The sequence below is a fragment of the Altererythrobacter sp. C41 genome (assembly GCF_016803135.1).
Classification (GTDB): domain Bacteria; phylum Pseudomonadota; class Alphaproteobacteria; order Sphingomonadales; family Sphingomonadaceae; genus Pelagerythrobacter.
Genome location: NZ_JAEVFE010000004.1, coordinates 257,670 through 280,956 on the forward strand (window position 1 = coordinate 257,670; position 23,287 = coordinate 280,956).

At 68.0% G+C, this 23,287-nt stretch carries 23 protein-coding genes and 1 tRNA gene; 15 read left to right on the plus strand and 9 right to left on the minus strand.

Going from position 1 to position 23,287, the window contains the following annotated elements; translation table 11 throughout:
• Window positions 1-2 precede the first annotated feature (2 nt).
• Window positions 3-1,385, plus strand: a complete 1,383-nt coding sequence (locus JNO53_RS09800; protein WP_203110287.1) for a formimidoylglutamate deiminase — start codon at window positions 3-5, stop codon at window positions 1,383-1,385.
• Window positions 1,382-2,104 (plus strand): histidine utilization repressor, encoded by a 723-nt coding sequence (hutC, locus tag JNO53_RS09805; RefSeq protein ID WP_203110289.1) that lies wholly within the window; start codon window positions 1,382-1,384, stop codon window positions 2,102-2,104. The genes JNO53_RS09800 and hutC overlap by 4 nt, the downstream gene beginning before the upstream one ends.
• A gap of 98 nt (window positions 2,105-2,202) precedes the next feature.
• Here the strand turns inward: hutC and JNO53_RS09810 are convergent.
• Window positions 2,203-2,277, minus strand: a tRNA-Gln gene (locus tag JNO53_RS09810).
• Window positions 2,278-2,325: 48 nt separating this feature from the next.
• Entirely contained in the window at window positions 2,326-3,171 is an 846-nt protein-coding gene (gene yghU, locus JNO53_RS09815; RefSeq protein WP_203110291.1) for a glutathione-dependent disulfide-bond oxidoreductase, read from the minus strand.
• A gap of 84 nt (window positions 3,172-3,255) precedes the next feature.
• On the opposite strand from yghU, the gene JNO53_RS09820 reads away from it, so the two are divergent.
• Genes JNO53_RS09820 through JNO53_RS09830 form a run of 3 tightly spaced genes read left to right on the plus strand, consistent with a single transcriptional unit; the run spans window position 3,256 to window position 6,841 of the window.
• Entirely contained in the window at window positions 3,256-4,269 is a 1,014-nt protein-coding gene (locus tag JNO53_RS09820; protein WP_203110293.1) for a DNA topoisomerase IB, read from the plus strand.
• A complete protein-coding gene (locus tag JNO53_RS09825; protein WP_203110295.1) occupies window positions 4,266-4,781 on the plus strand; it encodes a nicotinamide-nucleotide amidohydrolase family protein in 516 nt (171 codons plus the stop codon). Before JNO53_RS09820 ends, JNO53_RS09825 begins: the two co-directional genes overlap by 4 nt.
• The gene (locus JNO53_RS09830) at window positions 4,778-6,841 is read left to right on the plus strand and encodes an NAD(+) synthase (protein ID WP_203110301.1); all 2,064 of its coding nucleotides are present in this window, start codon (window positions 4,778-4,780) and stop codon (window positions 6,839-6,841) included. Before JNO53_RS09825 ends, JNO53_RS09830 begins: the two co-directional genes overlap by 4 nt.
• 172 nt (window positions 6,842-7,013) lie before the next feature.
• Here JNO53_RS09830 and JNO53_RS09835 read toward each other — a convergent pair whose 3' ends face one another.
• Together JNO53_RS09835 and JNO53_RS09840 are read right to left on the minus strand one after the other, a co-directional pair.
• Window positions 7,014-8,093, minus strand: coding sequence for a branched-chain amino acid aminotransferase (locus JNO53_RS09835; RefSeq protein ID WP_203110303.1), 1,080 nt, complete (start codon window positions 8,091-8,093; stop codon window positions 7,014-7,016).
• 420 nt (window positions 8,094-8,513) lie between these two features.
• On the minus strand, window positions 8,514-9,053 hold the full coding sequence (locus JNO53_RS09840) for a hypothetical protein (protein WP_203110305.1): 540 nt from the start codon (window positions 9,051-9,053) through the stop codon (window positions 8,514-8,516).
• Window positions 9,054-9,106: 53 nt separating this feature from the next.
• Between JNO53_RS09840 and JNO53_RS09845 the strand changes: the two genes are divergently transcribed.
• The 6 genes from JNO53_RS09845 (at window position 9,107) to JNO53_RS09870 (ending at window position 13,804) form a co-directional block, all read left to right on the plus strand.
• Complete coding sequence (locus JNO53_RS09845; protein ID WP_203110307.1) at window positions 9,107-9,844, plus strand: TlyA family RNA methyltransferase; 738 nt, start codon at window positions 9,107-9,109, stop codon at window positions 9,842-9,844.
• A 103-nt stretch (window positions 9,845-9,947) separates the two neighbouring features.
• Window positions 9,948-10,505 carry a TspO/MBR family protein gene (locus JNO53_RS09850; RefSeq protein WP_203110309.1) on the plus strand — a complete coding sequence of 186 codons (558 nt, stop codon included), beginning with the start codon at window positions 9,948-9,950 and terminating at the stop codon, window positions 10,503-10,505.
• A gap of 36 nt (window positions 10,506-10,541) precedes the next feature.
• Window positions 10,542-10,793 carry an accessory factor UbiK family protein gene (locus tag JNO53_RS09855; protein WP_203110311.1) on the plus strand — a complete coding sequence of 84 codons (252 nt, stop codon included), beginning with the start codon at window positions 10,542-10,544 and terminating at the stop codon, window positions 10,791-10,793.
• A gap of 13 nt (window positions 10,794-10,806) precedes the next feature.
• Window positions 10,807-11,409 (plus strand): DNA repair protein RecO, encoded by a 603-nt coding sequence (gene recO / locus JNO53_RS09860; protein WP_203110313.1) that lies wholly within the window; start codon window positions 10,807-10,809, stop codon window positions 11,407-11,409.
• 61 nt (window positions 11,410-11,470) lie between these two features.
• Window positions 11,471-12,529 carry a 3-isopropylmalate dehydrogenase gene (gene leuB / locus JNO53_RS09865; RefSeq protein WP_203110320.1) on the plus strand — a complete coding sequence of 353 codons (1,059 nt, stop codon included), beginning with the start codon at window positions 11,471-11,473 and terminating at the stop codon, window positions 12,527-12,529.
• A gap of 174 nt (window positions 12,530-12,703) precedes the next feature.
• Window positions 12,704-13,804 carry a glycosyltransferase gene (locus JNO53_RS09870; protein WP_203110322.1) on the plus strand — a complete coding sequence of 367 codons (1,101 nt, stop codon included), beginning with the start codon at window positions 12,704-12,706 and terminating at the stop codon, window positions 13,802-13,804.
• 19 nt (window positions 13,805-13,823) lie between these two features.
• Here JNO53_RS09870 and JNO53_RS09875 read toward each other — a convergent pair whose 3' ends face one another.
• Window positions 13,824-15,095 (minus strand): phospholipid carrier-dependent glycosyltransferase, encoded by a 1,272-nt coding sequence (locus JNO53_RS09875; protein WP_203110328.1) that lies wholly within the window; start codon window positions 15,093-15,095, stop codon window positions 13,824-13,826.
• Window positions 15,096-15,571: 476 nt separating this feature from the next.
• On the opposite strand from JNO53_RS09875, the gene JNO53_RS09880 reads away from it, so the two are divergent.
• From JNO53_RS09880 to apaG, 3 genes are all read left to right on the plus strand, one after another.
• Entirely contained in the window at window positions 15,572-15,796 is a 225-nt protein-coding gene (locus JNO53_RS09880; protein WP_203110330.1) for a hypothetical protein, read from the plus strand.
• A 90-nt stretch (window positions 15,797-15,886) separates the two neighbouring features.
• Window positions 15,887-17,092, plus strand: coding sequence for a trans-sulfuration enzyme family protein (locus JNO53_RS09885; RefSeq protein ID WP_203110332.1), 1,206 nt, complete (start codon window positions 15,887-15,889; stop codon window positions 17,090-17,092).
• A gap of 181 nt (window positions 17,093-17,273) precedes the next feature.
• Window positions 17,274-17,672 carry a Co2+/Mg2+ efflux protein ApaG gene (apaG, locus tag JNO53_RS09890; protein ID WP_203110335.1) on the plus strand — a complete coding sequence of 133 codons (399 nt, stop codon included), beginning with the start codon at window positions 17,274-17,276 and terminating at the stop codon, window positions 17,670-17,672.
• 546 nt (window positions 17,673-18,218) lie between these two features.
• Here the strand turns inward: apaG and JNO53_RS09895 are convergent.
• Both JNO53_RS09895 and JNO53_RS09900 read right to left on the minus strand, forming a co-directional pair.
• A complete protein-coding gene (locus JNO53_RS09895) occupies window positions 18,219-19,718 on the minus strand; it encodes a Ppx/GppA phosphatase family protein (RefSeq protein WP_203110337.1) in 1,500 nt (499 codons plus the stop codon).
• Window positions 19,715-21,871, minus strand: a complete 2,157-nt coding sequence (locus JNO53_RS09900) for an RNA degradosome polyphosphate kinase (protein WP_203110339.1) — start codon at window positions 21,869-21,871, stop codon at window positions 19,715-19,717. The genes JNO53_RS09895 and JNO53_RS09900 overlap by 4 nt, the downstream gene beginning before the upstream one ends.
• A gap of 106 nt (window positions 21,872-21,977) precedes the next feature.
• Between JNO53_RS09900 and JNO53_RS09905 the strand changes: the two genes are divergently transcribed.
• A complete protein-coding gene (locus tag JNO53_RS09905) occupies window positions 21,978-22,781 on the plus strand; it encodes a LysR substrate-binding domain-containing protein (protein ID WP_203110513.1) in 804 nt (267 codons plus the stop codon).
• On the opposite strand, the gene JNO53_RS09910 is transcribed toward JNO53_RS09905, so the two are convergent.
• A complete protein-coding gene (locus tag JNO53_RS09910; RefSeq protein WP_203110341.1) occupies window positions 22,778-23,071 on the minus strand; it encodes a hypothetical protein in 294 nt (97 codons plus the stop codon). The genes JNO53_RS09905 and JNO53_RS09910 overlap by 4 nt on opposite strands.
• A 2-nt stretch (window positions 23,072-23,073) precedes the next feature.
• Window positions 23,074-23,229: a peptide ABC transporter permease gene (locus tag JNO53_RS09915; RefSeq protein ID WP_203110343.1), complete on the minus strand. Its 156-nt coding sequence runs from the start codon at window positions 23,227-23,229 to the stop codon at window positions 23,074-23,076.
• Window positions 23,230-23,287 lie beyond the last annotated feature (58 nt).

Here is a 23,287-nt window from a genome sequence, read left to right on the forward strand (position 1 = left end):
GAATGAGCCACGACGTATCCCCTGCACGCCGGCACACGATTCATTTCGACTGTGCCTTGCTGCCCGGCGGCTGGGCCGAGAACGTGCGCCTTGCAATCGAGGGCGGGGTTATCGCGGCGGTCGAAATCGGAGTCGATCCGGCTTCGGCCGACGAGCGCCACGCGATCGCCATTCCCGGCATGCCCAATGTTCACAGCCACGCCTTTCAGCGCGGCATGGCGGGGCTGGCCGAGCGACGCGGCGCGGGCGACGACAGCTTCTGGACCTGGCGCGAAATCATGTATCGCTTCGTCGACCGGATCGACGCCGGGGCGCTGCACGCCATTGCAGCGCTCGCCTATGTCGAGATGCTGGAAACGGGCTTCGTGCGCGTCGGCGAGTTCCACTACGTTCATCACGACCCGGACGGATCGCCTTATGCCGATCCGGCGGAACTGACCCACGGAATCATCGCGGCCGCCGCCGAGACCGGTATCGCTCTGACGCATTTACCGGTTTTCTACGCTCACAGCGGATTCGGTGGCCTTCCCGCGAACGAGGGGCAGCGCCGCTTCGTCCATGATCCCGACAGCTTCGCGCGCCTGCTCGAAGCCGCTAGGGAGGCCGCGGCGGCACTCCCGGATGCGCTCGTCGGCATCGCGCCGCACAGTCTGCGTGCGGTTACCGCGGAGGAACTGCGGCTGCTGCAGCAGATGGCCGGGGCCGCGCCCGTGCATATCCATATCGCGGAACAAGTGCGCGAAGTGGACGATTGCCTGGCGTGGAGCGGCCGGCGGCCCGTGGAATGGCTGCTCGACAATGCCGAGGTCGATGCGCGCTGGTGCCTGGTCCATGCGACCCATATGGCCGCGGCGGAAGTGACGGCCCTGGCGGCCATCGGCGCCGTCGCGGGCCTGTGTCCGGTGACCGAGGCCAATCTGGGCGACGGCCTGTTTCCCGCCTCCGCGTTCCTCGCCGCCGGTGGGCGGTTCGGCATCGGTTCCGATTCGAATGTGCTGATCGATATGGCCGAGGAGCTTCGCTGGCTCGAATATGGCCAACGGTTGGCCGCGCGCTCGCGCAATGTCATGGCGCCGGGCAGCGACTGCTCCACCGGGCAGGCGATATTCGATGCGGCATTGGCGGGCGGCGCGCAGGCGCTGGGCGCACCGGCCGGATTGGCAGCCGGGAACGCGGCCGATGTCGTCAGCCTCGACGCCGACCATCCCTCGCTCGCCGATCGCCCCGCCGCCGCGATCCTCGACGGCTTCCTGTTCGCCGCCGGCCGCAGCGCCGTCGATTGCGTATGGCGGCGCGGCGACAAGCTTGTCAGCGGCGGCCGCCATGTCGCGCGCGACGCCATCGCGGCCCGCTACCGCAAGGCGATCGGGGCGCTGATCGCGTGAACCTGCCCCTGCACGAGAAGATCCGCAGCGAGATCGAGGCGGACATCCTCACCGGCGTACGCACGCCCGGCTCGCGCCTGCCGACCGAACACGATCTGATGCAGCATTACGGCTGCTCGCGAATGACGGTGAGCAAGGCGCTCTCGGCGCTCGCCGACGGAGGGCTGATCGAACGGCGCAAGCGCGCGGGATCGTTCGTCGCGCGCCCGAAAGCCCATTCGATGATGCTCGATATTCCCGATCTGGAGCAGGAGATCGTACAGCGCGGCCAGCGCTATCGCTTCGAATTGTCCGAGCGGACGATCCTGCCGCCGGGCACGCCGCAAGCGCGGGAGGCGGGGCTGGCGGACGATGGCGAACTACTGATGATCGCGGGTGTTCATTTCGCCGACGACGTGCCGCTCGCTTGCGAATCGCGGCTGGTCTGCCTTTCCGCAGTGCCGGAGATGGCCTCTCAGCCGTTCCGCGCGGATTCGCCGGGCGCATGGCTTCTGAAGCACGTCCCATGGACCGAAGCGGAAAGCCGGATCGCCTCCGTTGCAGCGAGCGCCGGCATCGCCGCACAGCTGAAACTGCCGGCCGGCGCGCCCTGCCTCTTCGTCGAGCGGCGCACCTGGCGCGGAAACGAAGGCATCACGCAGGTTCGCCAGCATTTCGTCGGCTCCGCCTACAGCCTCGTCGCCCGCTTCGGCCCGGCAAAGCGGGCAGCGGATTTCTGATCTACGACTGCGGGGGGCAAATCGCCGCGCCTGCTTAATGAACGGGAGATCGGCCATCCGCTCAATCCGAAGTTCATCCAGACTTCGAATTCCGCGGTTGGCTGGGGCGGCAGGATTCGAACCTGCGAATGCCGGTACCAAAAACCGGTGCCTTACCACTTGGCGACGCCCCAGCAGCGCGGGCCCCTATAGCGGTTTGATCCGCCAGGGGAAGGGGGCGATCAGAGCTTCTTGCCGTCGAAATCGGCGGCCGAGTGGCGCTCGCGCAGTTGCTCGTCTTCCTCGCCCCAGGTCTTGTTGACCAGGCGGCCGCGGCGGACGGCCGGACGCTCGGCGATTTGGCGGACCCAGCGATCGACGTGCTCGTATTCGTGGATCGAGAGGAACTGGCGCGCCTCGCCGTAGATGCCGCCGAGGACGAAGGGGGAGAGCCAGGGCCACGTCGCGATGTCGGCGATAGTGTAGTCCTTTCCGCCCAGATACTCGCTCTGCGCCAGGCGCTGGTTGGCGACGTCGAACAGCCGCTTGGTTTCCATCGCGTAGCGGTTGATCGGATACTCGTATTTCTCCGGCGCATAGGCATAGAAATGACCGAAGCCGCCGCCGATGAACGGGGCGCTGCCGACCTGCCAGAACAGCCAGCTCAGCACTTCGGCACGGGTGCGGTCGGTGGGGAGCAGGGCGCCGAACTTCTCTGCCAGGTGCATCAGGATCGCGCCGCTTTCGAACACGCGCACCGGCTCCGGCCCGCTGCGGTCGAGCAGGGCGGGGATCTTGCTGTTGGGGTTCACGCCGACGAAGCCGCTGGTGAACTGGTCGCCGTCCGAGATCTCGATGGTCCAGGCGTCGTATTCCGCGGCGTGACCTGCCTCGAGCAATTCCTCGAGCATGACGCCGGCCTTCACCCCGTTGGGCGTGGCGAGCGAGTAGAGCTGGAACGGATGCTCGCCGACCGGCAGATCGCGCTCCTCGCGCGCACCGGCGGTCGGGCGGTTGATGCCGGCGAACTTCCCGCCGTTCTCGGTATAGGTCCAGACTTCGGGCGGGATGTAGGTCGGATCGGCCATCGCGGGCTCCCTGTTTGTGCGTCGAGCACACGAAATGGGTCGGGACGCCCGGAACCGCAAGCGGGAAGCGCGGTTCCTTGTCCCATGGCCACCCGCGCGCCCAAGCTCATCTATGTCGACGACGAGCTGCCGGGCATCACCCGCAAGCGGGCGGGGAAGGGCTGGGCCTACTACGACGTGCATGGCAAGCTGATCCGCGACCCCGCAGAGCGCAAGCGCCTGAACGCGGTCGCCCTGCCGCCCGCCTATACCGATGCCTGGTTCTGCCCCGCGCCGAACGGCCATATCCTGGCGACCGGGACCGATGCGAAGGGACGCAAGCAGTATCGCTATCACCCGGATTTCCGAACGGCTCGCGAGGGAGAGAAATTCGACGGCTGCCTCGTTTTCGGCAATCTCCTCCCGCTGGTGCGGAAGCGCGTCGAGGAGGACCTCTCCGGCCGCACGCTCACCCGGGAGCACGCGATCGCGAGCGTCGTGCGCCTGCTCGATCTCGGTGCGATGCGGATCGGGAACGAGGGCTATGCCAAGGCGAACCGCAGCTACGGTGCGACCACGCTGCGCCAACGCCATGCGGAGGTGACCGGGCGGACCCTGCGGCTGCGCTACAAGGGCAAATCGGGCAAGCTGCGCGAGGTCTCGCTGACCGACGGCGCCCTGGCGCGCGTCGTGCGCATGATGCAGGATCTGCCCGGGCAGCACGTGTTCCAGTACATCGATGACGAGGGCGACCTGCACGCGGTCGGTTCGCAGGATGTGAACCAGTACTTGTGCGAGACCATGGGCGAGCATTTCACCGCCAAGAACTTCCGTACCTGGCACGCGAGCGTGCTCGGATTCCAGATGCTGGCCGAAGCGTCGGAACGGCTGCCGCTCAAGGCCATGCTCGACGTCGTCGCGGAGCATCTCGGCAACACGCCTGCGGTGACGCGCAAGAGCTATGTCCACCCGGCCGTGATCGATCTGGTGGAACGGCAGGAGGAGTGGCGCGCCACCCTGCGGCTGCCGCGCGCGACCCAGTGGCTGACCCGCGAGGAACGGGGGCTGATCGAATTGCTCGAGCAGGCGCCCGGCGCCGAGGAGTTGCTTGCCGCGTGACGAAGACCGAAACCCTGGACCCGATCCTGCCCGAAGACCTGTCGGAAAAGGCCTGCGCCGTGCTCGAACGCGCAGCCGAACGCGAGATTCCGCTGATAACGGCGGAGAGCTGCACCGGTGGCATGCTCGCGGCGCTGCTGACCGACGTGCCGGGGTGCAGCCATATCTTCGAGCGCGGCTTCGTCGTCTATTCGGACGATGCCAAGTGCGACCTGCTGGGGGTTGACCGCGGCGACCTGGAGCGGTGCGGGGCGGTGAGCCGCGAGATCGCGGTCGCTATGGTGAAGGGCGCGCTCGACCGCTCGCGCAAGGGCATCGGTGTGGCGATCACCGGCTTCGCGGGGCCGGGCGACGACGATGACGAGGAAGGCCTGGTCCACTTCGCCTGCGGTGCTCACGGCGGGGAGATCGCGCACCGCGAGGAGCACTTCGGTGCGATCGGTCGCGACGGCGTGCGCATCGCCGCGCTTGCAGTCGCGCTGGACATGGTGGACAATGCGCTTCGCGCATGACCGACCATACCGATCACCCGTTCTTCGACCGCCGCACCCACGGGTTCGTGCGCGTCGCCACCGCCACGCCCCGCACGCGGACCGCTGACGTCGCGGCCAATGTCGCGGGCATCCTGGACGAGTTGCGCAAGGCGCACGAGCGGCAGGCGGACGTGGTGCTCTTTCCCGAGCTGTCGCTGTCCAGCTACGCGATTGACGATCTGCACATGCAGTCGGCGCTGCTCGACGCGGTCGAGCGGGGCGTGCGCGAGATCGTGGCGGCGAGCGCGGAGCTGTCGCCGGTCGCCGTGGTCGGCGCGCCGCTGCGCAGGAACGGCCGCATCTACAATTGCGGGCTGGCGGTCGCGGACGGGCGGCTGCTTGGTGTGGTGCCCAAGAGCTTCCTGCCCAACTACCGCGAGTACTACGAGAAGCGCTGGTTCGCCCACGGGCGCGGCTGCATCGGGTTGGAGATCACGGTGGACGGTGAAGTCGCGCCGTTCGGCACCGACTTGCTGTTCGAAGCGGAGAACCTGCCCGGCTTCTGCTTCGCCCTCGAAATCTGCGAGGACTTCTGGGCGCCCGAACCCCCGTCGACGCGCGCGGCGCTGGCGGGGGCGACGATCGTGCTCAACCTCTCGGCCTCGAACATCACCATCGGCAAGGCCGACGAGCGGCACATGCTGTGCCGGTCGCAGTCGAGCCGGGCGGCCTGCGCCTATGCCTATTCGGCCAGCGGTCACGGCGAAAGCACCACCGACCTCGCGTGGGACGGGCAGGGCATGGTCTACGAGCTCGGCGACCTGCTCGCCGAGAGCCAGCGCTTCGACCTCGAACCTGAGCTGTGCATAGCCGACGTCGACGTTTCCCGGATCCTGGGCGACCGGATGCGGATGCAGACCTTCAACGATGGCGCCGAGGCCGCGGGGCGGCCCGAGGACCTCTACCGCCGCGTTCGCTTCGAGCATGCCGCAGCACCGGGCGACAGCGGCCTGATCCGCCCGATCCGCCGCTTCCCCTTCGTCCCCAACCGGCCGCACAAGCTGGACGAGGATTGTTACGAGGCGTTCAACATCCAGGTCGACGCGCTCATGCGCCGTTTCCAGGCGACGAACGGGCAGCACATGGTGCTGGGAGTCTCGGGCGGGCTCGACAGCACGCACGCGCTGCTCGTTGCGGCCAAGGTCTGCGACAGACTGGATCTGCCGCGCACCACGATCCGCGGCTACACCATGCCCGGCTTCGGCACGTCGGAAGGGACCAAGTCGAACGCCTGGAAGCTGATGGAAGCGATGGGCATTGCGGCGGAGGAGATCGACATCCGCCCCGCGGCACAGCGCATGCTGGAGGACATCGGCCATCCCTTCGCCAAGGGCGAGCCGGTCTACGACACCACGTTCGAGAACGTGCAGGCTGGCCTGCGCACCGATTATCTGTTCCGCCTCGCCGGGCAGCATTCGGGCTTCGTGCTCGGAACGGGTGACCTGTCGGAGCTGGCGCTCGGCTGGTGCACCTATGGCGTGGGCGACCAGATGAGCCACTATGCGGTCAATTCCGGCGTGCCCAAGACGCTGATCCAGTACCTGATCCGCTGGACCACACGCACCGACCAGTTCGATCCGGAGACCGATGCGGTGCTCGAGGCGATCCTTGCGACCGAGATCAGTCCCGAGCTCGTGCCCGTGGGTGAGGACGGCCAGATACAGTCCACGCAGAGCGTGATCGGCCCTTACGAGCTCAACGACTTCTTCCTTCACCACACGATCCGCTGGGGCCACGCGCCGGGCCACATCGCCTTCCTCGCGTGGCACGCGTGGAAGGACGCCAGCGCAGGATTGTGGCCGGCTGAATTTCCCGAGGCGGCGAAGAACGAATACGATCTCGCCACGATCGCGAAGTGGCTGGAGAACTTCCTCAAGCGCTTCTTCGCCTTCAGCCAGTTCAAGCGCAGCGCGATCCCCAACGGTCCCAAGGTCAGCGCCGGCGGCGCGCTAAGCCCCCGCGGCGACTGGCGCGCACCGAGCGACGCGGTCGCGGATGTGTGGCTGGAAGAATTACGCCGCGCCCTGCCGCCGATGTAAGCCCAGCCAAGATCCTCCCCATTTTTCCGCAGGACAAATGGGGAGGGGGACCGCGAGACGCGTAAGCGGCTCGTGGTGGAGGGGTAATGTTAAAGACCCCTCCGTCACCCGCCTGCGGCGGGCGCCACCTCCCCATTTGGCTGCGCAAAAATGGGGAGGATCAATTTTGCGACTAAAGCCGCATCACCCAGCCGTGGCTGTCTTCCACCCGGCCGCGCTGGATGCCGACGAGCTTGTCGCGCAGCTTGCTGGTGATCTGGCCCGGTCCGCCGCCGCCGATGGTGAACTCCCCGTCCGGTCCGGCAACCGTGCCAACCGGCGTGACGACCGCGGCGGTGCCGCAGGCCATCGTCTCGACCAGGCGTCCGCTCTGTGCGTCGTCGCGCCACTGGTCGATGGAGTAGGGCTCCTCGCGCACCGTCAGCCCCTCCTCGCGCAGGAGCTGGATCAGACTGTCGCGCGTTATGCCGGGCAGGATCGTGCCGGTGAGCGGCGGAGTGACGACGCTCCCGTCGTCGAACACGAAGAACAGGTTCATGCCGCCCAGTTCCTCGATCCACTTGCGCTCGGCGGCGTCGAGGAACACGACCTGGTCGTAACCCTTCTCGATCGCCTCGGCCTGGGGGACGAGGCTCGCGGCGTAGTTGCCGCCAGTCTTCGCAGCGCCCGTGCCGCCGGGAGCCGCGCGTACGTAATCGCGGCTGACCCAGATCTTCACCGCCGGCGCGCCAGACTTGAAGTAATTGCCGGCCGGGCTCGCAATCAGCAGATACTTGTACTGCTTCGCCGGGCGCACGCCGAGGAATGCCTCGCTCGCGAACATGAAGGGCCGCAGGTAGAGCGATCCGCCTTCGACCGTGGGAAACCAGTCCTTGTCGACCGCGATCAGGCGGCGGATCGATTCGAGGAACATCTCCTCGGGCAGGTGCGGCATCGCCATGCGGTCGGCCGACTGGTTGAAGCGCCGTGCGTTCGCCTCCGGCCGGAAGAGCGCGATCCCCCCGTCCTCATGTCGATAGGCCTTGAGCCCTTCGAAGATTTCCTGCGCATAGTGCAGCACCGCCGCCGCCGGATCGAGGCTGATCGGCTGGCGCGGGCAGACTTTCGCGGCATGCCAGCCGCCCTTGTTCGCGTCGTAGTCGATCTCGACCATGTGATCGGTGAAGAGCGTGCCGAAACCCGGGTTGGCAAGCGCCTCGTCGCGCGTGGCGGAGGGAACCGGGGCGGCGTGGGGGATGTGTTCGAAATCCATGCAGCGCCGCGTAATGGGGAGAAGCGGGCAGGGCAAGACCGATCGTTTCGCGAAAACGCCTCTGGCCGCAAAATGAGAAAGGCCGCTTCGGCCTGAGCCGAAACGACCTTTCGCATGGTCAGCGGCCGATAGCGCCGCTCACGAAACCTCTATCGCTGTCTGCTCAGCGATAGTGCCTCGCGCGGAAACGTACCGACCTCCCTGCTGAACCATGAGACATCGGATCACCTCCTTTCGCGCTATGTAGCCGAACCTGGCGTTTCACCGCCGGGTGAGAGCCGCGCTCGCCGCTGGCCTCACTTGAGAATGTGAGTCAGCGGGCCCGGGAAAACAAGCCTTGAAAAAAACTTTTCCCACGTCAGAATTGATCGCTGTGGCCCGTGTTTCGCGGGCTTTTTTTGTTGCCGCGATCACGTGAATTTACCGGCAATCCTCGATCACCCGCGTCACTTCGGGCCAGCTCGGGATATAGAGCGTCGCGAGGCCCTGGGTCTCGACCGCGAACCGCCCCTTGGAGAAGGCCATCGCGGCCAGCAGAGGATCCGCCGCGGGCAGCGTGGCGGCGAGCATGGAGAGCCCGGTGCCCGCCTGCTGTGCGGGAACTGCGCGGTCGCTGGTTTCGGTGCGGATGTTCATCGCCGTTGCTCCGGCTGCACTGCCGGCGCGGGTCATCGTGATCGTGCGCGCGGCGCGATCGCAGGTGAGCGCGAAGATCGCCTCGCTGTTTGCCGGGCCGAACACTGCCTGCGATCCGCCCGCCGTGCTGCGGAAGTACCAGTCGCCCGGGGTAGCCGGCGCATCCATCCAGTTGTCGTAGGCCGGCGGCGCCACCGGCGGCGGGGCGGGCGCGGGCGCCGGCTCGGGTGCGGGAGGGGGCGGGGCCGGCTCCGGCGCCGGGGTGACGCAGGAGGCGAGCGCGAGGCAGGTGGTGGCAACGGCAAGGGCGCGGCGGTAGTTCAAGCGAATCTCCCGGTTTCTCAAAGCGACAATGACCGTTAACGGGGTTCGGGTCCATGCCTGCCAAACAGCGCCTCGATCAGTTGCTCGTCGCCCGCGGCCTCGCGGAAAGCCGAACCCGTGCGCAGGCGCTGGTGATGGCAGGCCTCGTGTTCTCGGGCGAAACCAAGCTCGCCAAGGCCGGCCAGCAACTGGCGGAAGATGCGCCGCTGGAGGTGCGCGGGCGCGATCACCCGTGGGTTTCGCGCGGCGGGATCAAGCTGGCGCACGCGCTGGAGCACTTCGCGCTCGATCCGGCGGGCGCAGTGGCGATGGACATCGGCAGCTCGACCGGCGGCTTCACCGACGTGCTGTTGCAGAACGGTGCCGAACACGTCTTCGCGGTCGATTCAGGAACCAACCAGCTCGCATGGAAGCTGCGCCAGGATCCGCGCATCACCGTGCTCGAACAGACCAGCGCGCGCATTCTCACGCGCGCGCAGATCGATCGGGCGTGCGACTGGATCGTTTGCGACGCTTCCTTCATTTCACTCGCCAAGGTGTTGGAAAGACCTCTGGAACTGGCTGCGCGTGAGTGCCGGCTGGTGGCGCTGATCAAGCCGCAGTTCGAAGTCGGGCGGGATGAAGTCGGCAAGGGCGGGGTCGTGCGCGATCCGGCGCTGCATGCGCGCGTCTGCGACGAAGTGCGCGAATGGCTCGAAGGGCTGGGCTGGGCGGTGCAGGGGATCGTCGAGAGCCCCATCACCGGGCCGGAGGGCAACGTCGAGTTCCTGATCTCGGCAGCGCGAAATTGAGCGCCATCCCGCACTGGCACGCCGCGGGGAGGCTTGCTTGTGCGGCCGAAGGAGTCCCGCCAGTATTCGCAACGGCCGAATCGCCGGTCCTCGGGGAGATTCAATGACCGCACTTGCCTCGCGTGGACAGTTGCGCGCCAGCGTCATGCGCTGGGCGCTGTTCACCGTTCCCGCCTGCATGCTGCTCGGCTTCCTTGCGGGCAATCTCGCGCAGAGCGGCCCCGAGAACGCCTGGTTCGCCGGTCTGATCAAGCCCGCCATATTCCCGCCGCCGATCTGGTTCGGGATCGTGTGGACGATCCTCTATGCGGTCATGGGCTTCGCGCTCGCACTCGTCTGTGCCGCCTGGGGTGCGCGCGGGCGGACGGCGGCGGTCGCGCTCTTCGGCCTGCAGTTCGTGGTCAATCTCGCCTGGACGCCGGTGTTCTTCGGCATGCACCAGATGACTGCGGCGCTCGGCATCCTGCTGGCGCTCGACGTGCTGGTGATCGCGACGATCGTGCTGTTCTGGCGGGTGCGCCGGCCGGCCGCGCTGCTCCTGCTGCCCTACCTCGCGTGGATTTTGTTCGCCACGCTGCTCAACTGCGAGTTCCTGCGCCTCAATCCCGAGGCGGACGGGGCGGACCAGAGCCGCGGCGCCGTCCAGCGGATCGAAATTTGAGTTGAGCTTCGCGCCGCCCGCGCCCAAATAGCGCGCATGCAGAGCCAGAACCCGATGATCGCCGATTTCGTGAAGCTCCTCAACGGAGCCGCCGGCACGTTTGCCGGCATGACGCGTGAGGCGCGCGAAAGTGCCCGCGAGCGGGTGAAGGAAGCGATGGGCGGGATGGACTTCGTCAGCCGCGAGGAATTCGACGCGGTCAAGGCCATGGCCGCCCGCGCGCGCGAGGAAAACGAAGCCCTCGCCGACCGCCTCGCCGCCCTCGAAGCCCGCATCGGCGGCGGGTGATCCGCCGCGCGCGATGAACTTTCGCGCACCCGCCATCCTCCTCGCCGCGCGGCCGCATGGGGAGACGGCGGTGATCGCGCGGATGCTGACCGAAGAGCATGGGCTCGTCGCCGGCTATGTGGCTGGCGGGCGCGGGCGGCAGCTTCGGCCGGTGGTGATCCCGGCCAATGTCGTCGAGGTCGACCTGCGCGCGCGATCGGACAGCCAGCTTCCGTTCGCGCGATTGGAACTGACCGAGAGCCGCGGCCCATGGTTGGCCGAACCGCTTCCGGCCGCGGCGATCGGCTGGGTCACCGCGCTGACCGCCACTGCCTTGCCTGAGCGCAACCCCTATCCCAATCTCTACAGCGCCTTGATCGCTCTTCTTGATGCGATCTGTCACGCGCCCTCGGCGCGCGGCTGGCTGCGGGCGCTGGTCGCTTACGAGGCGCTGCTGCTGCGCGAACTCGGCTACGGGGGCGCACCGCCGCCTGCCGAAGCGGGGCTTGAGTCGCTGCTGGAAATCCTTGCCGCACAGGGGCCTCTGCTGGAGCGCTACCTGCTTGCCGACCGCCGGGGCGATGTTATGGCCGCCCGCGCCATGCTGCGCGAGCGGCTGGCGAAAATGGCCGGGTGAAACGGCGCTCCTGGTCGCCTGCAGTCGCAAATCGCGCGTGAGACGAAGGAAATCCAGCACCATGAAGATCGCAATCTTCCCCGGCGACGGGATCGGCCCCGAAGTCACGCGAGAGGCGGTGCGCGTGCTTCAGGCGCTCGACCTGCCGGGCATGGTGCTGTTCGAAGGCGACGTCGGCGGTGTGGCCTACCACCGCCACGGCCACCCGCTGCCGGCCGAGACGCTCGAGATGGCGCGCGCCGCCGATGCCGTTCTGTTCGGCGCGGTGGGCGATCCGGCCTGCGACGGGCTGGAGCGGCATTTGCGACCCGAACAGGCGATCCTCGGGCTCCGGGCAGAGCTCGGCCTCTTCGCGAACCTGCGGCCAGCCACGACTTTCCCCGGCCTTGAAGCCATGTCCGCGCTGCGGCCTGAGATCGCCCGCGCGATCGATCTGCTGATCGTGCGCGAGCTCAACGGCGATGTCTATTTCGGCGAGAAGGGCATGCGAACGCTCGACGATGGCCGGCGGCAGGGCTGGGACATGATGGCCTACGCCGAGGACGAGGTACGCCGCATCGCGCACGTCGCATTCCGCGCGGCGCGGGGGCGCGACCGGCGGCTGGTCAGCGTCGACAAGGCCAACGTGCTCGAAACGAGCCAACTCTGGCGCGAGGTCGTGAACGACGTCGCCGCCCAATATCCTGACGTTGCGCTCGAGCACATGTACGTCGACAATGCCGCGATGCAGCTTGTGCGCGATCCGGGCCGGTTCGACGTGGTCGTGACCGGCAATCTGTTCGGCGACATCCTTTCCGATCAGGCGAGCATGTGCGTCGGCTCGATCGGCCTGCTTGCCAGCGCCTCGCTTGGCGAGCGGCAAACCGCGCACGGCACGTTCGGACTCTACGAGCCGATCCACGGCAGCGCGCCCGACATCGCCGGGCAGGGCAAGGCCAACCCGATGGCGACGATCCTCTCCGCCGCCATGATGCTGCGCCACAGCTTCGGCCGCGAGGCGGAAGCGACGCGGATCGAAGCGGCCGTGGCGAAGGCGCTTGCCGACGGGGTGCGCGGCGCGGACCTCGGCGGCGATGCGGGCACCGAAGCCGTAGGCGATGCGGTGCTGGAGCGGCTTTGAAGCGAGACAGCGTCGAAATTTTCGTCGCCCCCAAGAAGGCAGGCGCCTATCCAGGGCCGATGTTCCGTGTGGCCTCCCATCACGACTTTCATGCCCTCGGCATCTTGCTACCGCATCGGCGCTCGCCACGTGTCATCTGGATCCCTGCCTCGGCAGGGGCGACGGGCTAATAATATGGCACCCCCGTCACCGATTCTCGCCATCGTCCTCCCCACGCTCGAAGAGCGCGAGAACCTCGCGCCCCTGATCGCGCGGATCGACGCGGCGCTCGGGCCCCAGGGGTGGGAAGCGATCGTGGTCGACGACGTCAGTCCCGACGGCACGGCGGAAGAAGCGCGGCGCCTCGCGCGTGCAGATGCACGGGTGCGAGTGATCGAGCGGATCGGACGGCGCGGGCTCGCCTCGGCCGCGGTCGAGGGCATCTGTGCCACCGCCGCCCCGTTCGTCGCCGTGATGGACGCCGACCACCAGCACGATCCTGCGCTGCTCCCTGCCATGCTCGGCGCCGTGGAGCGCGGCGAATGCGAGGTGGCGGTGGCCAGCCGCTTCGTCGACGGTGCCAGCCTCGATGGGCTCCCGAGCGCACGCCGGGAGAAGGGCTCCCGTCTGGCCAACCGCCTCGCGCGCCGGATCGCCGGGGTCGAGCTGACCGACCCGATGAGCGGCTACTTCCTGATGGAGACTGCCAGAGCGCGCGCGCTCGCGCCGCGTCTATCGGGCATCGGCTTCAAGATCCTGCTCGATCTGCTCGCGAGCGCCCCCGCGCCGCTGCGGGTGAAGGAGTTTCCGCTGCAGTTCGGCGAGCGTCGCAGCGGCACCAGCAAGCTCGACCGCGCGATCGCGTTCGACTTCCTGGTCGGCCTCTACGACAAGGGCTTCGGCCGCGTGGTTCCGACCCGCTTCGCGCTGTTCGGCACCGTCGGCGGGCTCGGCGTGCTGGTCCACCTCGTGGTGCTGGCGCTGCTCTACCGCGCATTCGGGACGGCGTTCCTGACGGCGCAGGCGGCGGCGACTTTCGCAGCGATGACGTTCAACTTCTGGCTCAACAACTGGCTCACCTACCGCGACCGCCGGCTGACGGGCGGTGGCGCGTTCCTGCGCGGCTGGGCGGCCTTCTGCGCCACCTGCGCCGTGGGTGCGGTCGCGAACGTGGCGGTCGCGGGACTCCTGAAGCAGCAAGACCTCCACTGGCTCCTCGCTGCGGGAGCAGGTATCTTGGTCGGGGCGGTGTGGAATTACGCCCTGTCGAGCCGCTTCGTCTGGCGCCGCAGGTGACCTTCGCCCGAGGTCGACGTCACCGCCACCCGTCGAGCCACATCCAGAACGCGAAGCTGTGCTCCCCGACGAGCGGCGCGGCGCTCAGGATCGGGTAGAACCAGACGAACAGCGCCACGCTCGCGAGGAGCGTTGCCGTCGTCGATCGCCGCCAGCCGCGCTGCCGAAGCTCGGCCAGCGCCAGCGCGAGCGCGGCGAGCAGGAAGCAACTCGGCAGGAAGTAGTGATAGTAGAACTGGACCGGCTTGTTCACGACCATCCAGAAACCGAGGCTTACTGCGTAGAGCACCGCGACCGACAGCGCCGCGCGGTCGCCCCCGGCGCCTCTCCAGATCACCCAGACCATCGCCGGCAGCCCGAGCAGCATGGTCAGCGGATTGCCGATCAGCAGGATCCCGCGCTGCGCGCCGTCGACCGGCTCGTAGAGATACCAGATCGCGCGCAGGTTGAAGATCCATTCGGGCCAGCGCGATTGGTACGGGTGCGGTTCGACCACGCTTTCCTGCAGCGCGACGATCTGGCGGTGCAGTTCGATCAGCCCGCCGGGCTGGAGCGCGCCCTTGTCGAAGCCGTAAGTCGGCAGGAAGGTCGCCGCGTAGACTGCCAGCGGCACGAGGCCGAGCCACAGTGCGGCTTCGAGCAGCGACACGCCGGGCACCGGAATACCCCTGCGACTGGTGAAGAGTCGTCGCCGTCCCGCCGCCAGCCGCGCGGCGAAGAAGGCGAGGCCCGGCACGACCGCCAGCGGCACCGCGTTCCACTTCGCGGCCATCGCCAGCCCGATCGCCACGCCGGCGATCGCGAGCCGGCGCCGCCCGGTCTCGGGCTCGCGTACAGCGGCGGCGCATTGCCAGAGCGCAAGCGCGAGGAAAGCGACGAAGAACACGTCGAGCATCGCGATGCGGCTGTGCACGAACAGCGCGAACCCGCTCGCCAGCAGCGCGCCGTAGGCGACCGCGGCGAAGCGCGAGAGGCTGGCGAACCATAGCGCGCGCGTGAATGCGTAGAGCGCACCCGTACCTGCCAGCGCCGGGAACAGGCGCCAGCCCCAGGGGTTGTCACCCAGCAGCGCAATGCCCAGCGCGAGTATCTCCTTGCCTAGCAGGGGGTGCTCGCGATTGAGGTATTCGCTTCCGTCGAGCAACGCCCGTGCCGCGGGCAGGTAATGGATTTCGTCGAAATAGGGGGTGCCCGGGATGCCGATTCGCACGAGGCAGAGCACGAAGAAGACGACGGCGATCGCGGCGCTCCACCTGGCCGGGTCGCGCGGATGATCGGGCGCCTCGTTCATTGACGCGACGGATAGTGCTCGTCCCGCGATGGAGCAAGTCGAACGGGGCGTTACATTAGTTAATAAATCCCTGTATAGAGCAACGACCGGACGTTCACACGGGGAGAAGCCGGTCGGAAAGAACAAGTGTCGGGGGCGCAGAGAAACGGAGTTGCGCAAGAATGGCTCGTCACGTTGTTTGCATGGTCCTCGGCCATCAGGTCAACCGTCGCCGCATACGCCGCGAAGGGCAGATATATGTCGGCCGTTGCCGCTGGTGCCGCACGCGGATGTGGCGCGCCGAGGATGGATGGGAAGAAGGGGTTCCGCAGGACCCGATGCACCTGGACGAAGGCGGATCCCACTTTCACAAAGCGTGATCTTTGCGCGCCCGGCCGTTGCATTTTCTAAAAAAATTGGGTGACGGCAGGGAACGTTTTAGCTTAAAGCCCGTCTCTCCTCAGGAACTTCGGTCCCGAACGGAAGGGTAATAGTCTATGAAACTTCGCAATCTCCTCCCAGCTATGGCTGCGGCGTCGCTGGTCGCCGCTCCGGTCGCAGCGCAGGCTCAGATCGCCGACCGCGCTTCCGAGCCCGTGAGCGGAGAATCCAAGCTTGCTGGCCAGATCGGCCCGGCGCTGATCATCGTCGCGATCGCGGCCGTGGGCATGATCGCCCTGCTCGTGACCGACGACGACGATGAAGATCCGGTGAGCGTCTGATCGCTCCACTGCGTACTGGTAGGCGCGGTTCTATAACGGATATTCCTTTTTCATTGCGCCGGGGGCTTCCCCGCCGTTAGAGCGGCCGCGATGAAGAAGACCACCGGAATGAACCGCGCCGCCACACGCACCTGGCGCCCCGCAACCCGTGCTGTAAGAGGAGGCGCCTGGCGCTCCGAGCACGGCGAAACCAGCGAAGCGCTATTCCTCACCTCCGGCTATAGCTACGACGATGCGGCCAGCGTTGCCGCGCGTTTTGCTGGCGAAGCCGAGGGGATGACGTATTCCCGCCTGCAGAACCCGACGGTCGCGATGCTCGAGGAGCGGATCGCGCTGATCGAGGGTGCCGAGGCATGCCGCGCACAGGCCAGCGGCATGGCGGCGATGACTGCGGCTCTCCTCTGCCAGCTTTCGCACGGCGATCATGTCGTGGCCGCGCGCGCAGCGTTCGGGTCGTGCCGCTGGCTGGTCGACCACCTCTGTCCGCGCTTCGGCATCGAGGCGACCGTGATCGACGGCACCGACGACGCCGCGTGGGAAGCCGCGATCCGGCCCAACACGAAGGTGTTCTTCTTCGAGACCCCGGCCAATCCGACGCTCGACGTGGTCGATCTCGAATTCGTCTGCGGTCTCGCCAGGGCCCACGGCATCACCACCGTCGTCGACAACGCCTTCGCCACCGCGGTGCTCCAGCGCCCGATGGAATTCGGCGCCGATGTCGTGGCCTATTCGGCGACCAAGCTGATGGATGGGCAGGGCCGGGTGCTCGCAGGTGCCGTATGCGGCACGCGCGAGTTCGTCGATGAGGTCCTGCTGCCGTTCCAGCGCAACACCGGGCCCAACCTGTCGCCGTTCAATGCCTGGGTCGTGCACAAGGGGCTCGAGACGCTTCCGCTGCGCGCACACCGCCAGAGCGAGACCGCGCTGGAACTCGGCCGCTTCATCGAAAGCCGGGTGCCCCGCGTGCTCCATCCCGGGCTCGAGAGCCACCCGCGCCATGCCATCGCCGCGAAGCAGATGGATGCCTTCGGCCCGATCTTCGCGTTCGATGTCGGAAGCCGCGAGAAGGCCTTCGCGGTGCTCGACGCGCTCGAACTGGTCGATATCTCCAACAATATCGGCGACGCGCGCAGCCTGATGTGCCACGCTGCGAGTACCACGCACGCCGGCATGACGGCGGAGGCGCGCGCCGAGATGGGCGTGGGTGAGGGGCTTCTGCGGTTCAACGTGGGGCTCGAGGATCCGGAAGACCTCAAGGAAGATCTCGACCGCGCACTGTCCGCCGCGGGGTTCTGATTCGGCTCACCGCCGGCGCCGCGTCAGGAGCCGCCGTCATCCCCACGAAAGCCGGGAAAGCTTTCCAGCGGCGCGCGGGCGGCTAACGATCCCGGCTTTCGCCGGGATGACGATGAACGCAAAATCACCACAAACGCGCCCTTTACCGGCCCCGCCCATTGCCTCTATTCTCGCCGACGCAATGAAACAGTTGTTCCAGCACGCCGCGATCACCGAAGGGATCACCGTCCGCGTGGCGGTGAACTTCCTGCCCGAGCAGTCGCAGCCCGAGGCGGGCAAGTGGTTCTGGGTCTATCACATCCGGATCGAGAACGGCTCCAACGAGCGGGTGCAGCTGATCACCCGCCACTGGCGGATCACCGACTCGCGCGGCGGGGTCAATCTGGTCGACGGGGAGGGCGTCGTGGGCGAGATGCCGGTGCTCGCACCGGGGGACAGCCACGACTACGTGTCCGGCTGCCCGCTCGGGACACCCCACGGATCGATGGAAGGGTTCTACACCTTCCACCGCGCCGACGGCACGCCGCTCGAAGTGCGCATCCCCTATTTCCCCCTCGCAGCGCCCGCGACCGCGGACTAGCGCCCTCAACTCATGATGAGCGCGAACGGAAGTGCTGATCATCTCGATGCCACAGTCGGAGGCGGCGTCCGATAGTGTCCGTCAGATCCCAGACGCAGGCGAGCATGACGCGCTGAGCCTGGGCCGGTGTTGCCACAAAGAGGCAGCCGCCACGGAGTAGCCACCGGCACCGTCTGGCGTGAGAACAATCAGGAAATCGCGGTCATCGCGAATTTGCGCATGAGCTAAGGCTGTCGCCGGGACCAGTCGCCTGTGTTCGCTACCGCGAACCACCCGCTTGATGTGGATCTGAAGCCGATATGCACTTTGCCAGCCAGGGAGAGGATCGTTGCCTTGGATGGCCGTTTGGTCGAGCGTTTTTATTCGCCCGACCACGGCAATATCCTCGCATCCGAACTCCAGGTGACGCGCGGGCTCCTTCGTCACACATCCCGCGACGAAGCAGAGCAGAAGAAGCGACATCTTTGTGTGCATGGCCGATGCATAATATGCGTGGCAGCCGCCATCGACCAGCGAGGACGATCATGAGTCCACGGCCCGGGTCGCTCAATCGCTGACGCGCAGCTCCGGCGTCAGCCCCAGCCAATCCCCCAGCGCTGCGAGATCGCGCATGACGCCTTCGCCGGCGAGTGCCGCGCGGCTCTGGTCGAGGCGCAGCACCAGGCTAGTTCCGTCGCGTTCGAGCGCGCTCGTTGTTACGGATACGCGCGATGTTGCGCTCATGCGGCGGGCGAGGCGCATGGCGAGCCCCCAGCCTACCGCCTGTCTGAGATCCGTCTCCGGCGCGAGCGCGGCCACGCGCCTCGGCCAGGAGGTCTTTCCGCAGCTCCCGAGCATCATCGCGGCGAGCATCGCTCGTCCGTGCGCGTCGAGGCCGATCCACCGCTTGTCGAGCGCCCATTCGACCGCCTGGCTGGTGCGGAAGTTCGGCTCCACCCGGTGCAGCGCCAGCGACAGCAGCGCGCCGGCGAGCCGCAACCGCTCGCTCTCGCCGCCGCCCGGTTCGGTCACGCCGACCACCCAGGCCGACATCAGCGCCGCGTCGGTGATCGCGCTCTTCATCGGCGCGGCGAAATCCGCCACCGCGACGATCAGCGGGTCCTTCGCACGCTCCAGCGCATCGAGTCGCCGGAAGAGCAACCCTTCGCGCAGCCCCCAGCTCGAGAACACCAGCGCCTCCGGCTCGATTTCGGCGAGCATGATCCGCAGCAATGCCGCCGCATCGGGCAGGGAAGGCGCGCGTATTGCGCCGATCCCCTCGATCTCGACCAGCTTCGCCGGATCGGTGCGGGTCAGGGCGCGCGCGATCCGGTCGGCTTCCGGCACCTCGAGCCGATAGCCGTGCGGGTCGGTCAGCGGATGCCGTGCGTCGTGCATCGCGTAGGCGGCGAGCGCGCGCCAGGTTCCGCCGACCAGATAGAGCGGTCCGGCCTGCGCTGCCGCCCCGCCGGCGTTCGCGAACGCCTTCTTCACCGCGCGCTTGAAGCCCGGCGCTTCCTTCGCGCGCAGGGCGGGCAGGCGCAGGGTGCCGAGCGGCAGGGTCGCGCCGTCGCGGCATGCGCCATCTTCCACCGCGACCAGTTCGAGGCTGCCCCCGCCGAGGTCGGCGACCGTGCCGCGCGCATCCGGGAAGGCACCGATCACCCCGTAGGCGGCGGCGATCGCCTCGTCCTCTCCGCTCAGGAGCTGCGGCGCGAGCCCCAGCGCCCGGACTTGTTCCAGGAACTCGGCGCCGTTCTCCGCGTCGCGCGCCGCTGCCGTGGCGACCGTCTGCACGTCGGTCACGCCCAGCTCGCGCGTCAGCAGCGCGAAGCGGGCGAGGGCGGCGAGCGCCTGCTCGCTCGCTTCGTCCGGGATGCGGCCGGTCTCGGCAAGATCGCGGCCCAGCCGCGCGACGACCTTCTCGTTCCACATCGTGCGCGGCACGCGCTGGGGACCGTCGTAGACGACCAGCCGCACGGTGTTCGACCCGATGTCGATCACCGCCCGGCGATCGGCGGGGGCCACGCGCAGGCCGCGCCAGGCGAAGGCACGCAGGCTGGTCACGCGCCGCTTCCTTCCAGGCGCAGCTTGGGCACCGCGCCCGCCTTCAGCGCCGCGCCGCGGCCCGAGAGCGAGGGATTGCTCATGAAGTAGTCGTGGCAGTTGAAGCCGCCTTCGCCCATGCGCATGCGCGCGTACTCCCCGTCCGGCTGCAACTGCCAGCTCTGTTCGGTGTCCAGGATGTTCGCCAGCATGACCTGCTCGAGCACCTGGTCGTGGACCGTCTTGTTCGCCAGCGGCACCAGCACTTCCACCCGCCGGTCGAGATTGCGGCTCATCGCGTCGGCGGAGGTCAGGTAGACGGCGGCATGCTTGCTCGGCAGGCGGTGCCCGTTTCCGAAAGCCCAGACGCGGCTGTGTTCGAGAAACCGGCCGATGATCGACTTGACCTCGATGTTCTCTGACAGGCCGGGCACGCCCGCGCGCAGGCAGCATATGCCGCGCACCACGAGCTGGATCTCCACTCCCGCCGCGCTCGCGGCGTAGAGCCGGTCGATCAGTTCGCTGTGGGTGATCGCGTTGAGCTTGGCCCAGATGCCGGCGGGCCGGCCGGCGCGGGCGTTCGCGATCTCGCGGTCGATCAGCTCGAACAGCTTTTCCTTCAGTCCGATCGGAGAGATCGCCAGGCATTCGGTGCTGCGCGGCTCGACGTAGCCGGTGATGAAGTTGAACAGCTTGGCCGCGTCCCGCCCGAGCGCCTGATCGGCGGTGAAGTAGCTGAGGTCGGTATAGATCCGCGCGTTGGTGGGGTGATAGTTGCCGGTGCCGAAGTGGCAGTAGGTGCGGTAGCCTTCCTCCTCGCGCCGGACGACCAGGCTGACCTTGGCGTGGGTCTTCCAGTCCATGAAGCCGTAGATGACCTGCACGCCGGCGCGCTCGAGCTCCGCCGCCCAGTGCAGGTTGCGCTCCTCGTCGAAGCGGGCCTTGAGCTCGACCACGGCGGTCACTGCCTTGCCCGCCTGTGCCGCATCGATCAGCGCGGCGATCACCGGCGACTGGTCGCCGGCGCGGTAGAGCGTCTGCTTGATCGAGACGACCGCCGGATCGACCGCCGCCTGGTGGAGGAAGTCGACGACCACCTCGAAGCTCTCGTAAGGGTGCTGGATCACGATGTCCTTCTCGCGGATGGCGGAGAAGCAGTCGCCGTCGTGCGCCAGGATGCGCTCGGGATAGCGCGAGGCGAAGGGCGCGAACTTGAGGTCCGGGCGCGGTTCGCCGCAGATCGCGCTCAGGTGGCGCAGGCCGAGCATGCCGGCGGTCTTGGCGACCATCGCCGTATCGACGTCGAACTGCTCGCGCAGCAGCGCCTCGGCCGCGGGGTCGCAGTTCTCGTCGAGCTCGAGCAGCACCGCGCGTCCGCGCCGCCGCCGCTGGATCGCGGTGCGGAACAGGCGGACGAGGTCCTCGGCTTCCTCCTCCACCTCGATGTCGCTGTCGCGCAGCACGCGGAACAGGCCGTCGCCGAGAATGCGGAAGCCGGGGAAGAGCTGGTCGGCATAGCGCACGATCAGCTTCTCGATCGCGACGTAGATTGCCTCCTCACCCGGCACCCGCACGAAGCGCGGGGCGCCGCTGGGGATCAGGACCATCTCGACCAGATCGGGCTGGCGCTTGCCGCGCTTCAACCGGAACAGCACGCCCATGCCGAGGTTGGCGACGAAGGGGAAGGGGTGTGAGGGATCGATTGCCTGCGGCGTGATCAGCGGCAGGATGTCGGTCGTGAAGTAGGTCACCAGCCAGGCGCGCTGGCGCTCGTCCAACTGGTCGATCTCCGCGATCAGGATGCCCTCTGCGGCGAGCAGGCCGCGCAGCGTCTCCAGCGTGCGCTGCTGCCGGCTGTCGAGCGCGAGCACCTGCTCGCGGATCGCGGCGAGCTGCTGGCGCGGATCCAGCCCGTCGATCGCGGTCGTCTCGATCCCCCGAGTCGCCTGGCCCTCGAGCCCGGCGATCCGGATCATCGTGAACTCGTCGAGATTGCTGGCCGAGATCGACAGGAAGCGCAGCCGTTCGAGCAGCGGATAGCGCTCGTTCTCCGCCTCCGCCAGCACCCGCCGGTTGAACGAAAGCCAGGAAAGCTCGCGGTTGACGTACCGCTCCGCCGGCGCCGCGCTGCCGCCTTCGGCCCGCTCGGCCGCGCCCTGCGTGAGTACGTCCATGGAAGTGCCAAGCCCTCGCAGACCCACTTGCAAGCCGCGTGTTACGCTTGTGTGACACGGCGCCCGATTGCGGCAGAGGCGGCTTGCCGCTATCCGCACCGGCACGATGAAGCGCACGCACCTGCCCCTCAACGCCCTGCGCGTTTACGACGCCGCCGCGCGGCACCTCTCCTTCACCCGCGCCGCGGACGAGCTGGCGGTGACGCCGGCCGCCGTCGGCCAGCAGATACGCGCGCTCGAGGATCACCTCGGCACCGTGCTGTTCCGCCGCACCTCGAAGGGGCTGGAGCTGACCGAGGAAGGGCTCGCCGGGCTCGACGCGCTGCGCGAAGGGTTTCTGAAGTTCGAAGAGTCGGTCCAGTCGATGCAGGCCGGGCAGGCGAGCGACCGCTACACGATCGCCGCCCCGCGCGAGTTCTACGCCCAGTGGCTCGCCCCGCGCCTGTCCGCCTTCCGCAAGGCCAACCCCGGCATCCGCTTCCGCTTCGTGGCCGACGAGCATGCCGACTTCACCGAGACCAACCTCGACGTCGCCGTGCGCCTGGTCGACGGGCCGGGCGAGCTGGAGGGCGTCGAGCTCGCCCCGGCACGCCGCGTGGTCGTCGCCGCCAAGGACGCGCCCGAGGAAGTACTGAGCGCCTGGATCGACTGGCCCGGCGCCCCGCTGCCCGAAGGCGCCGAGCCGACGGTCGAGGTCGGCAACGCCGGTCAGGCCCTGTCGAGCGCGATCGCCGGGCTGGGCAAGGCGGTGCTCCCGTACCTGCTGGTGGAAGACGCGCTGGAGGACGGCCGCCTGACGGTGCTCGAAGGCCCGGACGAAGGGCGCCGTGCGTACTGGCTCGTCGCCCCGCTGCCCCAGTGGCGGCAGAAGAAGGTCAAGACGCTGGTCGCCTTCCTCACCGCCGCCTAGCCGCCCGCGCCGCGCAGCCAGGCGAGCGCGCCCGCTTCCATCCCCTTGAACTTGGGCCAGCCCTCCCGCGTGTCGGCGAGGGGCGCAACAAGCAGCGCGGCGCCGGCCGGCAACTGCCGCTTGATCCGGTGGTAGAGCCGCGAGCGGCTCAGCCAGCTGCGGACCAGCCACAGCGTTTCCGCCAGCGGATGCCCGTCGCCGTGCAGGTCGAGCCCGCCGGGCACCTCCGCCGCCGGATCGATCCACAGCAGGTAGAGCGCCGCGCCCTCGTCCCCAGCCGAGCCGGCCATCCTCAGCCCAGCAGCCGCACGAGGATCGTCAGCACGACGAACGCCGCGAGCCCCGCGATGAAGATCAGCCGGTTGCGCCGCTTGCGCAGGACGATCTCCGCCCCGCGCGCGTCCTGCGCCTCGATATGGATCGCCTCGTCCCGCTCGGGTTCGCTCATCGCTCGTCTCCTCACGGGACCAACGGTCGACCCGGTGGGGCGGGTTCCCGTTCGCCCG